Below are 15153 nucleotides of genomic sequence, written 5' to 3' on the forward strand. Positions count from 1 at the left end.
AGTGTTAATGGTGATAAAATTGGCACATACTTCCACACAATCCGATACAAAATCATATAAAATATCTAGCTGACACTAAAATTTAATCTGAAAAAAGGGGGCAGATCATGTCCGATAGCTATCCATTATCTATTTCAGACTTTCAATTGCTGAAAAATGCCGCAAATAAGATATTTGAGGTAATTACAAATAGATTAAATGTAAATACAGCGTATGTGACAAGAAAAGGAGAAACAGCGATGACCGTGCTGAGCTCCTTTAATAAAAAGGAAGAAATTATTCCTGAAGGCTACTCGGTCGAATACGGCGGGACGTATTGCAGGCTAATCATTTCAAACCCCAGCGATACCATCCGTACGAGTAATTTAGCAAATTTTGACCTTACAAAAGAACTGGCTGTGACAGGCCAGCTGAAAACAAAAGGATTTTTAGGCGTGACCTTGAGAAACCTTGACGGAGAAGTGTTTGGCACACTGTGTGTCATGGACTGGGAAGAAAAGGACTTCTCAGACGAGGACCGTGACTTTCTTTATTCAATGGCCGACATCTTTTCCCATCTCATTGAACTTGACGAAACCAAGTATAATATGGGGTTATTAAATGTTCCTATTATCCCTATAACGAATGGGGTAGCAATCCTTACGATACAAGGGATTATCGACGAAAAACGAGCGGATCACATTATGAATACTGTGCTTCGTTACGCGGCTGAAAATAATAATGAGCATTTCATCTTTGATGTATCAGGGCTGGTCATATTAGATAATAAGTTTCCAGAGGTGGTTACAGAGGTCGTCAGATGTCTTAATGTTATGGGTGTGCAGACGATTGTGACAGGAATTTCCCCTGACTTTGCTCTTCAAAATACCATTCATTCGAACCTTCAGAAGCTAGAAGTTAAGACTGCCATGGATTTAGAAACAGCCTTAGAGCACATTGGCTTTCAGTTAACAGTAAAATAGATTGTTTATTTGCAAAAAATTAAGGGGGCCTGCATGACACAGGCCCCCTTTGTAGTGACGTTTTATCCGGGTTTAACGTTTTTAACGTTTTTAAGCGCTACCTTTAGTTCCTCAAAAGACAGTTACTCCATTCCTTCGATGACTTTTTTCAAGTTCGCCACTTCTTCTTCAGTTAAGGTCACGCCTTTTCCCATTTTTTCATGATCTGGTGCCCAGTCGCGGATGTCATACTTTGGGTCTCTCCCGTTCCAGCTGATCAGATTCAGCTCTTTCGTCCATCCTTTCGGTGATTCTGACAATACACCGACTGTTTTAATAATCTCATATTTTAATTCTTTCAATTTAAATCCTCCATTAAAGCATTGTTTTATTCTTGTGCGGGTTTTCCCCGCCTGGCTCAGCTCCACAATAACTCAATTTCTCCATTGCGTCTAATTAAGATTTTTACCTCTGGGTAGCTACCCAGTAAAAACATCTCCTTTAGGATAACGAATTTTGCTTGGTTCCGTTTTTGATAAGGCAAAAGCTAGGGTTACTGGGCCTATACGTCCGATTACCATTAAAATAATAATCACTTGTTTTCCAAGCCATGATAATTCGTCCGTCAGTCCCATCGACAATCCCACTGTTCCAAAGGCAGAAAACGCTTCAAAAACGATAAGTAAATAAGGAGCATTCTCTGTTACTGATAGAATAAAGATACTAAATGTAACCGCCATGAGACTAATTACTACAATAGAAAGTGCCCGCATAACCATATGATCAGGAATCGTACGTTCAAAGGCCACAGATTCTTTTCTTCCTTTTAAATAAGTAACCACCGCTAAAACAATAACAAGGAAGGTTGTTAGTTTGATACCACTGCCCGTAGAGGCACTTCCTGCCCCAATAAACATGAGAATAAGAATAAATGTAATCGTACTCGGTTCCATACTGCCAATATCAATCGTATTAAAACCAGCAGTACGAGGTGTGACTGCCTGAAAGTAGGAAGCCCAAATCTTTTCATACCATAGGAGTTTTCCAATTGTTTCCGGATTAGCGTATTCCAGGACAAATATAGTAAACATCGCAATTACGTTGACTGCAAGAGTTCCAATAATCATAAGCTTTGAATGCAGCGATAAGTGATTAAACTTTTTAGTTTTAATTAGATCGTATACTACAGTAAAGCCAATTCCACCAGTAATAAACAGAAAAGTAATGATTAGATTTACAGACGGATCCCCCACATAGGCAGATAAACTGTCTGACCATAAAGAAAACCCGGCATTATTAAACGCTGAAATAGCATGAAAAAGGCTCGTAAACAATCCAAACCCCCATCCATACTCAGGCACCCATCTTAAAGCCAGAAACAGGGTAGCCACCAACTCTGAAGCGAATGCAAATATAAGCAACATTTTTACAAGTCTGATCATTCCGCCAAATGTTGGCTGATTAAATGATTCCTGTATTAAAATTCTCTCTCTAAGCCCTATCTTCTTACCCAGCGCTAACACTATTAAGATTGCGAAAGTCATAAGACCCAATCCGCCGATCTTTATTAAAATCATGATCACTGTTTGACCAAAAATTGTAAAATCTGAGCCCGTGTCCAAGACCACTAGTCCAGTTACGGTTGTGGCTGATGTGGCTGTAAACAAAGCGTCTATAAAACTGATTGGCTCTTCGGTTGAAAAAGGCATGAGCAATAAAATCGTCCCAATAATAATAGCACTTAAAAAACCAGCTGCCAGAAATTGAGGGGGTGATAATTGTGAGATTCTCGTCCTAAGATGTTTCATTTTACAATCCCTCGTCTTCAAAACGATCAAGATCGTTTGTATGCCCCATCACAATAAGAATATCTCCTTCTCGTATCTTATCATCAGGAGCAGGCGCAATATTCATCTCTTTTCCTCTTTTAAACGCGAGGATCGTCACCCCGTATTTTGCACGCACATCAAGCTCTATTAATGTCATGTTATGGACTTTTGATGTAGCAAGCAGTTCGACAATACTATAGTCATCAGCTAAATCAATAAAGTCAATAATCTTTTCTGAAGACATATTATGGGCAATACGCTTTCCCATATCAAACTCAGGATGGACAACGAGGTCAGCGCCTATTTTATCGAGTACTTTTTGGTGATAAGAGTTTTGTGCTTTTACCCATACAGTCTTTACTCCTATTTCTTTAAGAACGAGAGTCGTTAAGATACTAGCCTGGATGTTGTCCCCAATAGCTACCACTACATGCTCAAAGTTACGGATCCCCATACTTATTAAAGATTTTTCGTCTGTACTGTCCAGTTGTACGGCATGCGTAGCAAATTTAGCATATTCATTTACCTTATCTTCATCTTTATCGATGGCCAACACTTCGTGTCCCATCTTGAATAGTTCTTTACAGACGCTGCCTCCAAACCTTCCCAATCCAATTACTGCAAATTGCTTTTTAACTTTTGACATTTAATCCACTCCTTTGACATTAAAAAAAACCATTACAAAGAAATGGTCTAATGGAACAGACCTTTCTCTCTTGAAATGACGCTTACGAGGTTAGCTGTCGGATTAGGGATCGAGAGTATCCCTTCTTTTCGGAAAAAGATTCACCCCAAGACAATTACTAATTGCCAAAATTGGTTCCCCCGCACTGTCTAACAACAGTTTCAGCGAACAAAAGGCGTAATATTCGGTTTTTATAAATAGAATCTACTCCTGGCGGGGTTAGTTGTCAATATAATAATTAAAACATTAATAATTCAGAATATTTAAATGTTTACACCTTAATTATATTGTTATAGGTAGGGTCTTTATGTTTTTTTATAGCATATAATTCACTAAAAAAAACCGTTTTAAAGGGAGGGATATGGATGGTGGATTTTGGTTTATTTAGAGGGTTTGTGACAAGCATTAATGACTTTTTGACGGGGCAAAATACTGAAAATGAAGGCTGTTTTAAATTAATGACGGTCGAGGACGGTACCGGCACTATAGTCAATTTCGTGGTCGCTCCCGACACGTATGTTGTAGACCAGGCAATTATTGACGTCGGGGACCGGATCACCGGCTACTATGACCGGAACGCCCCCGTGCCCTTAATTTTCCCGCCGCAATACCGTGCGCTTGTCATGGTTAAGGAAATACCTGGTGTAAACGTTAAAGCAGACTTTTTTAATTCACAGCTCGTGAGCAGCGACGGCTTGCTCCAAGTTAATTTGACCCCTTACACACCGATCCTTCTGGCAAACGGGCAGCCTTTTACCGGAAATCCCGCAAACCGCAATCTGATTGTCATTTATGGTCCGTCCACGCGAAGCATCCCTGCTCAAACCGTCCCTTACAGAATAATTGTCTGGTGTTCTGTGTAATGTTTGGTGGTTTTTAGTGGGGATGAGGCGTAAATTGAGGGCCGGGGTGTAAGTTTAGGGGTGCTCGGCGGATTTGGGTGGTGCAGCAGCGAAAATGAGTGGTCATTCTGTGGATTGAGTTGTGCTGTCAGCGAATTTTGCTCTCACTATCGGCGGAAAATGAATTCTATCAGCGATTTTGTACCCTCAATCAGCGAAGATTTGATTCTATCAGCGATTTTGCACCCTCAATCAGCGAAAAATTGTATCTATCAGCGATTCTGCACTCTCTATCAGCGAAAAATTGATTCTATCAGCGATTCTGCACTCTCTATCAGCGAAAAATCGATTCTATCGGCGATTCTGCACTCTCTATCAGCGAAAGCTCCCTTCCTATCAGCGAATTAGATTTATTCTAATCACCCCCCCTCCTATTCCCCTTTACCCGTTACTTACAAAAAAAGCGCCTCCCGGCTACCACCCCGGGAGGCAAAATACCAGAACTACTTTTCACTACCTCATTTCAATACGAAACATTAACTCTAAATTTTTACCAAAGAGAAAAGTGTTTCCTTTATGCAACTTTATATGATATCCGTTAAAATGTCAATTAATCACAGACAAAACATTTCCATCTTCCTAACTCCACATCCACAACTATAGGTCTTCTCTATCCTATTTCCCCTCAAGCAGTTCCCGCGTTTTATCGAGAATCTCTTCGTCCTTCAGGCGGAATTTGAATTCTACCCGGCGCGATGCTTTGGCGCTGTAGTTGCCGTCTTCATCAGTGCGTCCGACTGAATGTGATTTTCCGTTGACTGTTAGCTTTTCTTTTAAGGCAGGCTGAATATTTTTGTAAGGAAAGTCAGCGCTCAGCACATATTCCGCCACGCTGAATGCCCGCTCCTGCGAGAGGTTCAGATTATATAAATAGCCGCCGTCACGGTCGGCGTGCCCTTCAATAATAATCTCGGAAATATAGTTTTCATAGCCTTTTTCTAACAGGACGTCTAAATAAGCAGGGACAAATTCATCGAGAAACTGAAACGCCTCCGGTTTAAGAACCGTGTCATCGTATTCAAACAGAATGTCGGTATTAAAGATGATCGCACCTGTCTTCTCATCCACCTCTATTCCGAGGCTGGAGTCGCCAAACTCTTCGTTTAAGTCCTCGACAATGTTGACTCTTACCCCCATAATCTGGTCGATGGTCCGCTTCATCTCTTCAATCTGGAAAGATTTTATGACCATCATAATGATAAAAATTAACACAAAGCATAGTAAAATGACTGTTAACAAATCAGTGAACGCCGGCCAGAAATGCCCTTCCTCCTCCTCGCCTTTAAACAGCCGCCGGTACTTACTAATCATTGGTGCCCACTCTTATCCGCCGGGGTTGTCTGGCCGGTTCCTGGGAAAAGGAGTGAAGCAGGCGGTTCAAGGTCTGGAATTCCTGCTGCAGATCCTGGATGGCCTGCTGCATCACCCGGATATTTCTCTGCTGGCTTTCTTCAGAGGTGTCGCTTATTTGCTTAAATTCTTTTTTGATCGCCCCGTTCATATCCATCACGTAGTCGCCGATGTTTCTGCTCACTTTATCTAACCGGTCCCCTAGCGTTCCTTCGAGACTTGACACATATCTGGAAAGCGTCTCTTTAAGCACGTCGACACTCGCTTCGATCTGATTTTCCCGCTGCATAAACTGATCAGTCATTTGACTGACTGTCCGGTTAATTTCCCTGATCATCTGGGTGTTTTTACTGCCGATATCCTCAAAAGTTGATGACGCTTCATGAAGCTGCTTTTCAAATTCAGCGGAATCTCTCGCATGGGCTTTTATATGCTGGTTGAACTCCTGGTTAAACTGCTTAAGGTCATCGAAACGGTCTGTCAGAAGGTGCTTATATTCCGCCTGGGTTGTATTAATCGTTTCCAGCGCCTCAGGCAAGTGGCCAATGGCGTTTCCGAGCTTATCAAAATCCCGGGTCAGCTCTCTCAGAGACGTTTGAATACCGGAAAGTTTTGAGCTCACATCTGTACCGAAGATTCCTTTGAACTGTTTATTGTTTTCTTTCATGAGCGTGACCAGTTCGCCGCTTTGTGCATTCATTCTTTCAAAAGAGCCGTGGGCGGCTTCCTGCCTGTCTGCCATAGTTGAAATGAACGTTTTCCAGTCTTCCACCGACTCTTCAAAGTGATTGAGCGCTTTGATCTGTGAGGTGGAAAGTTTCTCTATCTGCTGGTACGTATACTGGAACGCCTGCGACATGCGCTCGTTTCTCTTATCCATTTTTGAAAAATAGGCAAATAACTGGTCAAAGTTGTTGTTCAGCTTTGTTACCGCGGTTCCGAACCCGTCGGTCACTTTTTTGATATTTTTAAAAAGGACAGTAAATTCCTTAAGGTTCTCGGAAAGCCCTTTATTAAACTTTGCCAGATCCTCAGCTGATTTTTGCAGGCCGACCGTGTATTCCTGGAAACCGTGAAAAGCCTTTTCAATGTTTTGAAGTGACTGCTGGTTTGTCTCCTTGAGCTCGACAATGGATGAATTAATTGTTTCGGACACTTCAATCAGGCGGGACATCGGGTCCTGCTCAGTCTCTTCGAGGTGGGACTCCGTTTTTAACATAATGTCAGTGAGCAGATATTCCGTGTTGGCGACACGGAGCAGGATCGTCATGATGAGCGAGAAACCCATCCCTGCAATGCTTGTATAGAACGCCACGTCAATTCCCGCCAGGACCGCCGCCACATTTTCGACGAGCTGGTCCCCTGTCGAGTCGATGCTTCCCAACGACATGGTCAGCCCGATAAATGTCCCTAAGACACCGATTAAGATGAACATGGATACGGTCATTTGAATCATTTTAATGAGACTCACGACAGGGATGTTGAACACCCGCCAGCTCGAGAATTTCTGCTGGACAAACGTGTCCACTTTCACCGGTTCTTCCTGCTGTTTCTTATAAAATTCGAGCTTGAAGGCACGGAGCGGGTCAATGTCCAATGAGTCTGACATGTGTAAAAAATGCCGGATTCTTTTTAACCTGCTGAACAAAATCAGGTGAACGAGACACGCTATAGCAAATGACACGAACAGCACCATGAAAATAAATTCGATCACCTGATTTGAAAGAATTGCCTGTGCCTGCTGTTCACTCGTAAACAGTTTTAAAACGGCTTCCACCACAAAGACTTCCCCCTTTGGACTTCCGGCCAGATAAAAGCCGGCTAATTTGTCCCTCTTGTCTTAATTAATGTTATTCGCCGGGGGGACAAATCATGTTTCCGAAATGGGGATGTGGAAGGTCTCACTGGTGGAAAGTGACTTTTTTTATAAATTGTAAATGGCGAAAAGCCGGTACCTGATCCCTTGTAATGTTAATTTACTTTCTGTATCGTCTTCCTCTCTAATATTTTCCTTAAGCAATTCAATCTCCATCTCAAGGTCATGAATTGTATCAATTGCTCCTAACATGAGTAATTTCCACTTCCGCTCGTCATAGGTTTTTTCTATCTTTTTAACCCTGGCTGAGGCCTCGTCCCAGTCACCAGCCTCAACCTCCTCGTATAACTCCGCGATTTCCGTAAACAAACGCTCATCCTTCTCTGTTATAAAAAAATCAGCTGTCGTGCAGCCGGAAATCAGGATGACCATTATAACTAAGGCTGGCATTTTAAACGCTTTATACACAATTGACCCTCCTTAAGCCTGCACCTCTATGTATGTTTCCATTTAGTTTGCCCGATAATGGAAAAATAGTACGTCAATTAAGTAATTGGGGTGTCAGACAGTGACTGAATTAGGAACGGTTGTAATCAGAGGGGTTATAGGCTTTTTTCTATTATTTTTACTTGCGCGGATTATGGGGAAAAAACATATAACTGATATGACCTTCTACGAATATATCGTCGGAATTGCCATAGGGAGCATCGCGGCGGAAATGACGTTTGGAACGGAAGTCAGAATATCAAATTTTGTTGTTGGAATGGTTCTTTGGGCGGTCTTTCCAATGGTCATTTCCCAGCTCGAGTTAAAGTCCTTTCGTTTTCGTACGCTTACTGAAGGAAATTCAACGGTATTAATGGAGAATGGCGTCATTTATGAAGACCGGTTGAGGAAGGAAAGCCTGACAGTCGATGAATTAATGATTCACCTCCGTCAAAAAGATGTATTCAAACTGGACGATGTAGAGTCAGCTGTGATGGAAAAAAACGGCCAGATAAGTGTCTTGAAAAAAAGCGATGCCCAGCCGGTCACATCTAAGGATATGGGACTGACGGCGGAGCCGGAACACCAGCCGCGCATCGTCATCGTGGACGGCAATGTGATGGAAAAAAGCTTAAGCGACTATGGATACGAAAAAGAGTGGCTTAAAGACGAACTCGGAAAGCAGGGCGTTGACAGGTTTTCAGATGTTTTCCTTTGCCAGATCGATTCGGGCGGGAACATTTATGTCGATTTATTCAACGATAAGCAGAAAATGCCGCAGATCAAACAAAAACTTTTAGTCGCAGCAGATATTAAAAAGCTTCAGGAAAGTTTAAGAGCCTTTTCCATTCAAACAGAAAACCAGCAGGCCAAACAGACGTATCTGAAACAGGCTGACCAGTTGGATGTGTTATTGGATAACTTAAGTAGTTACATAAAAGAGTAAAAAGCATCTGTGCGTGTGGGACGCCCAGGAAGCAGCAGAAATAACTACAGCTCTCAGGGATTATACCTGAGAGCTGTTTTGGTGAGGAGCATTATATGAGGCCTGGTGTAGGAAACCAACAGTACTTTTAAAGCCGCTATTTCCTACCTTAACACCGCCGCCACACCTGTCTTGCTCGGCATTCTTTCTTTTGGCAGGACGACCACATTGGCTTTTTTCTTAAAGGCCATTTCAGTCAAATCACCGAGAATGTCGCCGTATTGCTCCTCCCTCGTATCGGTCACTGTAATTTCCCCTGTGGCCTGGTCGACGCGGCCGGGAATGGTCCGGCCGTCTTCTATTAGCATGGCAGCGATCCGGTTTTCGACAGCTGCCTGGGCGACTTCTTCCAGATGCGGGGAGCCTGATCCGTTAGCTTTAGCTGATGCATAGGTCTCTGTCAGCTTTTTTGTTTTTTCCAGATAAATAGGTTCGATGATTGCCCAGACTTTCTCTCTCAATTGTTTTTCTTCAAGAGAATCAAACGCACTGCCGATGCCTTCCTCCATTAAATAAGGGTTACTGCTCAATTTTTTAAAAATACCGTGGTGTTCTTTCAAGGCTGTGAGAATGAGCGGCTTGCCGGAAGGTTTGGAATAGTTCTCATACACGTATTTATCTACATATCTGAAAAACTTTTCTGTGTCTTTATCAATTTCATCTTTTTTCGCCCCTTGCCCGAAAAACTTTGCGGAATTGCCCGTGCTCCCTGCTTTGGACAAATAGGCTTCCGTTCGGTGGTCGCCTAATACTTCTTCTTTCGTACGCAGCGCATCAGCAGGCAGGACAATTTCCTTAAAGCCGTACCTGTTGCCTTCATAAAGACAGAAAGTATTTTTGTTAAGGCCAAGAACCTGATACTGGTCAGCTGACTGATATACCCGGATAAGGGGATTAATATGAAGCCTCTCCGCAGCCACAGCCAGCTCTTTTACAGGGCGCGGGATTTTGTAGACGACGCATTGGGTGGCGGAAACCAGTATGGCAAGGCCTTCTGAGGTGGTGCGCCAAAACTCTTTATCTTTTTCAATCTCCTGGAGAGGTTTAAGAAGTGTGTCACGGTCGGTCTCCGGATAGGCCTCTTTCAATGCCCCTTCGAGCTGCCGCAGAAGTCTTTTAAATACAATCGGATCTTGCTTGTTTTCCGGTGAATGCCGGTGTGTCGGCTGGTAAAGAGAAATAAATGGTGCCCCTGACTCATAAATGATGTGATGCGGAAATTCGTTAACAATTTCGTACCTCATTAGACGCCACCACCCTTTAGTCTTAAAAATAGTTTGCCGCTGTCTTGTGTGACGGTTTGCGATCGGCCCGGTACGCGGATCACAGGTGAATATTGAAGGGGCGTTCGCACGGCTCTTTATTGTCACTCTGAACAGCTCATATACGCTTTCATTATACTACGGAAACCTGTTATGCCGGCGTTCAAGCGGAAAAAATTTCTGTTTTTGTCATAACTAAAGAGCATGTATTTTTCGCACATGCTCCTTGGCTGATGGGCAACTCATTTGTTGATGATGGCTGAGTGTTGTGGGAGGCTGATGGATATAGTTATTTAACACTGGTCGGTTCGGTCCCGGGGCACAATCAGTCTTCAATTGTTTTAATTGGTTTAGCCGGGTTTCCCCCGACGACGGTGTTCGGCGGGACATGTTTAGTGACAACGGCACCTGAAGCAATCACCGCATTATCTCCTATAGTGACACCGGGGTTTATGATCGCTCTTCCGCCTATCCATACGTTATGTCCGATCGTCACAGGCTTTCCGAACTCACGGCCTGAATTTCGCTCATCGGGTTTAAGAGGATGCGTGGCGGTATAAATATGGACGCCGGGTGCGAGAAAACAATTATTTCCCATTCTTACTTCGCAAACATCAAGAATGACACAGTCGAAGTTGGCGTAAAAGTTTTCTCCTGTGTGAATGTTATAGCCGTAATCACAGCGGAATGGCGGCTCGATATGCATGCTTTTAGCCGCCGAGCCGAACAGCCTTTTTAAAAGAGCTGTGCGCCTGGCCTCATCTGATTCATTCGTTCCGTTATATATACGCGTTTGCCGCCTCGCATGCTTCCTGTCCTCCACGAGCTCCGGGTCTTCCGGGTTATACATCTCTCCAGCCAGCATTTTTTCTTTTTCTGTCTGCATTCTGCACGCACCTCCAAAGCAAATTTTAAGGTCCTTTAACTATACCAAAAACTGGGGGGACAGACCCCCCATTAATTTCCATAATTAAAAAAGGAATCCGCCCGCTCCCCTGGCTATCACTTCGGTTGTCGTTTTGAAGCCTCCTTTTTTATAAGTATATTCATCGATATGCCTGTAAATAGCTTGTTCACCCATCTCACTGTATGAATAAAACTTAACTGTGATTTTATTTATTTCTTTAGTGACTGAAGGAGTAAATGAGCCGGGCTTTTGCTTATCCCATGTTAATTCTGCAGCCCAAGGTGCTTCCAACACCCACTCTCCTTGATTTTTTTCTGTTTCCCCATTCAGGCTTCTACTGTCAATAATTTCGTGTGTGCTCCAATTTAGCCCGTGCCACAGCGCTCCATATTCAAGGCACTCACGTTCAAGAAGCGAAGCTGTTATATAAGATTTTGCCGTGCCGTCAAGCATCAATGCCTCCACAATATGTCGTTCTGTCCCTGGCTGCTGTTTATATGGATAGGATGTGCCTGGATAGTTGTTCCACTCCGGCAATTCGATATTCATTCCCTTTTTCTCCGCACGAATGAGGCCATTGCCATTCAGTCCAGCCCGATACAGATAAGCTTTCAGGGTGTACTCCGGCTTTAACGATATACCAGGTAAACTGTTTATTAAGGCCTCTGGGTTATAAGGGACCCGGCTCCAGCCATCAGGCAGGTTGGATGGCACTTTTATTTTGCGGCGGATTCGGTTACGGAGGCGGGTGGCCTGGGCGGCAGTAAAATAGGTCACTGTCGGCCGATGGCACCTCTTATTATCACTGTTTTGGCAGCTCATCATTTTAAGTTCCTCCTTTTAAGTCACTTTGAGAGAGAAAAGGGGTGCTCTTGAAGCAGGTCAATTCCCGGAAAGCATAGCGATAAAAAGAATGCCTCCGACCATGAGACCTGTAACTAATCCCATTAGCCCGAACAGGGCGAATCCAACAATGGGGAAGGTTAAAAGGAACGTGAGGGCACAGCCAGCCCTCTGAATTTTCCGCCCTGCCACTTCCAGACGATTTTTCTCACTCTCCTGCTTTTGTCGCTCATGTTGCCATTGCTGGTGAATGTCTTTCCAGTTATTCAGTTCCTTCCCGGCAAAAAGATTTTCTTTAGTCCAGAAAGCTCTTTTAAAAGGATTCCAAACTGTGTTTTTAGACTTACCCATGATGGAAGCCCCCTCCTTCTTTCATTCACTAACTTTAGTTTACTTGGATCAGTGACACCCTCTGTCAGTGAATGAGTGTTCGGAGGAAGAAACTTTGGGAAAGGGGTTTGTCGTAAAGGGGGTTGTTCACAAAGTGGATTTTCACATAGTTAATTTTCACATAGGGGTCAGACCCCCCAGCAATTTCCAACATAGTAATTGCTGGGGGATCCGGGCTATTATAGGGGCTGTGAAGCTTGGTTTGCCCATAGGGTTATCGGGTTGTCTTGTCCTGCTTCCAAGGCCATTTGTTTCATCACGATCTGCCGCTCCTCGTTTGATTTGGCAAGATCTTCATAAATAATTTGTGGTTTTGTAAGGCCTGCCTGGACACCTTCTTCGATAGATGAACAGTAAAATATATTATTTATTCCTGCAAAATACATTGCCGCCAGGCACATGGGACAAGGTTCTGCACTGGCATACAGGGTAGTGCCCGCTAGGTTATTAGTCTGTTCTTTTTCCTGGAGCCGCCTTATCGCAACAATCTCTGCATGACTCGTCACGTCATAAACATGGTGATTTTCATTAACACTTTCCGCTACAATTTGCCCATTTCTTGTCATTACGGCCCCGAAAGGAGCGCCTCCCTCTTTGACATTCCGGACTGCCAGATCGACCGCTCGCTTCATGAATTCATTCATAAAATAACGCCTCCTTAATTTCGACTGCGTTAATTAGTATGTCCTGTATACCTGAATTCACAAAGCGCATTTTCACATAGGGGTCAGACCCCCCATTAATTACCAAAAGCCCCTTTCTCCGTGGAGAAAGGGGCTGATTCAGTTTATTTGCTGGGTTTCTCTACCGGGACTTGAAGTTCTGTAAGCCAGTCTTCTTCGTTGTCTTTGTTCCAGATGCCGTCGATGTAGCTTTCGCGCGGATGGCCGGTAGCGGTATAGCCGTTGTCTTCGATCCATTTGAAGACGTAGGCATATGCTTCACCCAGCTGATTGTACGGGCCTTTATGCAGGACAGTGACCGCCTGGACGCTGTCAATCTTCTTAAAAGTTATCGTATCTGTCTCTGTTCCAATGCTTTCTACGGCTTCGCAAAACTCCACCTCAAAATCCTTTTCTTTGTACTCGCCGTCCAGGTATACAATGAATGAGTACTCCGGTTGTGCCAGCTTCAATGATGGATTGGCTGCTGTGACTTCCTCCCCAATCTTTGGTACGAGCTCAAAGTAAGCGTCATAATTCGGAACGCGCATTTTCTTTGAATACACAATACATTCCGGCAACTCCTTAATAACTGCCTGATAACTCATGCTAAAACCCCTCTCCTGCTGATTTTTAAAATTTTTGATACGAGAGAGCTTATCGGCTGCGGCTATGATTTCTGCTTCTAGTTCCGCTTCTTTCCTGGCGAGCACATAATCCAGTTTATCTCTGTCCTTCACCTGCAAAATGTCCTCGATGGAAAAGCCCATCTGCCTGAGTGCCACGATGTGATGAAGCTGAACCAGCTGGTCTGTCGTATAAAACCTGTACCCGTTCGCCTTGTCGGTATAAGCCGGCTGCAGCAGCCCGATGTCATTGTAGTATCTGAGAGTCTTAACAGTTGTTTTCGATATTTTTGAAAATAGCCCGATTCTGTACATTCGCCTTCCCCCGCTTTCTCTCGTTCACATTAACAATAAATTCTCCCCTAACTGGAGAGTCAACAGCAGAATATTACATTTCCCTCAAAAAAACCCCGCTCAACTAAAATACGCAGAGAAAATGCCTCCCCCTCTGCGTACCATCTTCTTTATCAGTTTCCTAATCAGCTAGCCGCCTTACCCTTTCCCCGCCGGCTCTGCCCCGCTCCGTTCAGCGCTTCCAGTCACTTCTTGGCAAAGCTCCCACAGTTTCTCTCTGATTTCCATGTTTTCCGCATAAGCTGGATAGTGGGCCGTGCCAACTGTCTGTTTAATATCTTTTAAAATACCGAGCTTTTGGCCGGAAGCCGGCTGCATGATTTCCAGTTTGTCATTAAATAACTGTCCTGTTATGTCTTGATATTTTTCCGAGGTGCAAATTTCAAAGTAGTTATTTGCCATATATTCCGCCGGACGGAAAAATAAATTCTGTACGCGCGCAACCATTCTGTAGCCCGGAGTCACTTTTTTAAGCGTTTCTTTGGACATCACAGCTCCGTTAATCTGCAAAGTGTTGACTTTAATGCCCTCGCTCTTGTATTCTACTGCCATTTTAAACCCGAGCATCATCAATGCCATCTTAGACTGGCAGTACATTTTATACACGCTGAATTTAGGGTCCTTCTTGTCCCCCATCACATACTCAAACTGTATTTTTTTCTTAGGATCAAAAAAGTGTTTAATAATATTGCTGCCTGCATGCAGAATTCTTGGATCTTCCGATTTCGAAAGGCAGCCGAGAAGCAATGAGGTCATTAAATAAGGCCCGAACACGTTTGTCGCAAATGTTAATTCAAGTCCGTCAGCGCTTAGACGGTGTTTTGAGCCGTGGTTAAAATACGCAGCATTATGAATTAAAATATCCAGTTTTTCATACCGGCCCTTAAATTTCCGGCAAAAATCCCGGATGGAGGTAAAGGAAGAGACATCCAGTTCCATCAGATCGACCCGGTCATTTCCAGTGGACTCAATCATTTCTTTTTGGACGTTTCGGCTTTTGTCCAGGTTCCTGCAAGCCATCACGACCGTGTATCCTTCTGAAGCAAACCTGTACGCCGCGGCTTTCCCGATTCCTGAATTTGCCCCTGTAATCACGACTGTACGATCTTTCATCT

The 15153-nt window shown here is 43.7% G+C and carries 16 protein-coding genes and 1 riboswitch; of the genes, 3 read left to right on the forward strand and 13 right to left on the reverse strand.

Features of this window, described 5'->3' with window-relative positions:
* Positions 1-107: 107 nt before the first annotated feature.
* On the forward strand, positions 108-962 hold the full coding sequence (locus K8O68_RS05395; protein WP_230895905.1) for an STAS domain-containing protein: 855 nt from the start codon (positions 108-110) through the stop codon (positions 960-962).
* Between the two features lie 122 nt (positions 963-1084).
* Here K8O68_RS05395 and K8O68_RS05400 read toward each other — a convergent pair whose 3' ends face one another.
* The 3 genes from K8O68_RS05400 to K8O68_RS05410 all read right to left on the reverse strand — a co-directional run bounded on the left by K8O68_RS05400 (position 1085) and on the right by K8O68_RS05410 (position 3416).
* Positions 1085-1303 (reverse strand): YdbC family protein, encoded by a 219-nt coding sequence (locus K8O68_RS05400; protein WP_230895906.1) that lies wholly within the window; start codon positions 1301-1303, stop codon positions 1085-1087.
* A gap of 117 nt (positions 1304-1420) precedes the next feature.
* Entirely contained in the window at positions 1421-2749 is a 1329-nt protein-coding gene (locus K8O68_RS05405; RefSeq protein WP_230895907.1) for a TrkH family potassium uptake protein, read from the reverse strand.
* A gap of 1 nt (position 2750) precedes the next feature.
* Positions 2751-3416: a potassium channel family protein gene (locus K8O68_RS05410; protein WP_230895908.1), complete on the reverse strand. Its 666-nt coding sequence runs from the start codon at positions 3414-3416 to the stop codon at positions 2751-2753.
* Positions 3417-3480: 64 nt separating this feature from the next.
* Positions 3481-3632, reverse strand: a riboswitch (cyclic di-AMP (ydaO/yuaA leader).
* Positions 3633-3820: 188 nt separating this feature from the next.
* Between K8O68_RS05410 and K8O68_RS05415 the strand changes: the two genes are divergently transcribed.
* Positions 3821-4318, forward strand: a complete 498-nt coding sequence (locus tag K8O68_RS05415) for a hypothetical protein (protein WP_230895909.1) — start codon at positions 3821-3823, stop codon at positions 4316-4318.
* Positions 4319-4972: 654 nt separating this feature from the next.
* On the opposite strand, the gene K8O68_RS05420 is transcribed toward K8O68_RS05415, so the two are convergent.
* The 3 genes from K8O68_RS05420 to K8O68_RS05430 form a co-directional block, all read right to left on the reverse strand.
* On the reverse strand, positions 4973-5668 hold the full coding sequence (locus K8O68_RS05420) for an OmpA family protein (protein ID WP_230895910.1): 696 nt from the start codon (positions 5666-5668) through the stop codon (positions 4973-4975).
* The gene (locus K8O68_RS05425; RefSeq protein WP_230895911.1) at positions 5661-7487 is read right to left on the reverse strand and encodes a MotA/TolQ/ExbB proton channel family protein; all 1827 of its coding nucleotides are present in this window, start codon (positions 7485-7487) and stop codon (positions 5661-5663) included. Before K8O68_RS05425 ends, K8O68_RS05420 begins: the two co-directional genes overlap by 8 nt.
* Before the next feature lie 144 nt (positions 7488-7631).
* Entirely contained in the window at positions 7632-7991 is a 360-nt protein-coding gene (locus K8O68_RS05430; RefSeq protein ID WP_230895912.1) for a DUF4363 family protein, read from the reverse strand.
* Between the two features lie 100 nt (positions 7992-8091).
* Here K8O68_RS05430 and K8O68_RS05435 point away from each other — a divergent pair, with 100 nt between their 5' ends.
* The gene (locus K8O68_RS05435; RefSeq protein WP_230895913.1) at positions 8092-8955 is read left to right on the forward strand and encodes a DUF421 domain-containing protein; all 864 of its coding nucleotides are present in this window, start codon (positions 8092-8094) and stop codon (positions 8953-8955) included.
* Between the two features lie 143 nt (positions 8956-9098).
* Here the strand turns inward: K8O68_RS05435 and K8O68_RS05440 are convergent, their stop codons facing one another.
* From K8O68_RS05440 to K8O68_RS05470, 7 genes are all read right to left on the reverse strand, one after another.
* A complete protein-coding gene (locus K8O68_RS05440) occupies positions 9099-10238 on the reverse strand; it encodes a baeRF3 domain-containing protein (protein WP_230895914.1) in 1140 nt (379 codons plus the stop codon).
* A 343-nt stretch (positions 10239-10581) separates the two neighbouring features.
* Positions 10582-11142 carry a maltose acetyltransferase domain-containing protein gene (locus tag K8O68_RS05445; protein WP_230895915.1) on the reverse strand — a complete coding sequence of 187 codons (561 nt, stop codon included), beginning with the start codon at positions 11140-11142 and terminating at the stop codon, positions 10582-10584.
* A gap of 84 nt (positions 11143-11226) precedes the next feature.
* Complete coding sequence (locus K8O68_RS05450) at positions 11227-11988, reverse strand: hypothetical protein (RefSeq protein WP_230895916.1); 762 nt, start codon at positions 11986-11988, stop codon at positions 11227-11229.
* A 57-nt stretch (positions 11989-12045) separates the two neighbouring features.
* Entirely contained in the window at positions 12046-12357 is a 312-nt protein-coding gene (locus K8O68_RS05455) for a hypothetical protein (RefSeq protein ID WP_230895917.1), read from the reverse strand.
* Between the two features lie 218 nt (positions 12358-12575).
* Positions 12576-13040: a nucleoside deaminase gene (locus K8O68_RS05460; RefSeq protein WP_230895918.1), complete on the reverse strand. Its 465-nt coding sequence runs from the start codon at positions 13038-13040 to the stop codon at positions 12576-12578.
* 143 nt (positions 13041-13183) lie between these two features.
* Positions 13184-13999 (reverse strand): MerR family transcriptional regulator, encoded by an 816-nt coding sequence (locus K8O68_RS05465; RefSeq protein ID WP_230895919.1) that lies wholly within the window; start codon positions 13997-13999, stop codon positions 13184-13186.
* 177 nt (positions 14000-14176) lie between these two features.
* On the reverse strand, positions 14177-15151 hold the full coding sequence (locus K8O68_RS05470; protein ID WP_230895920.1) for an SDR family oxidoreductase: 975 nt from the start codon (positions 15149-15151) through the stop codon (positions 14177-14179).
* Positions 15152-15153 lie beyond the last annotated feature (2 nt).

The sequence above is a fragment of the Salipaludibacillus sp. CUR1 genome, from assembly GCF_021028955.1.
Lineage (GTDB): Bacteria > Bacillota > Bacilli > Bacillales > Salisediminibacteriaceae > Salipaludibacillus.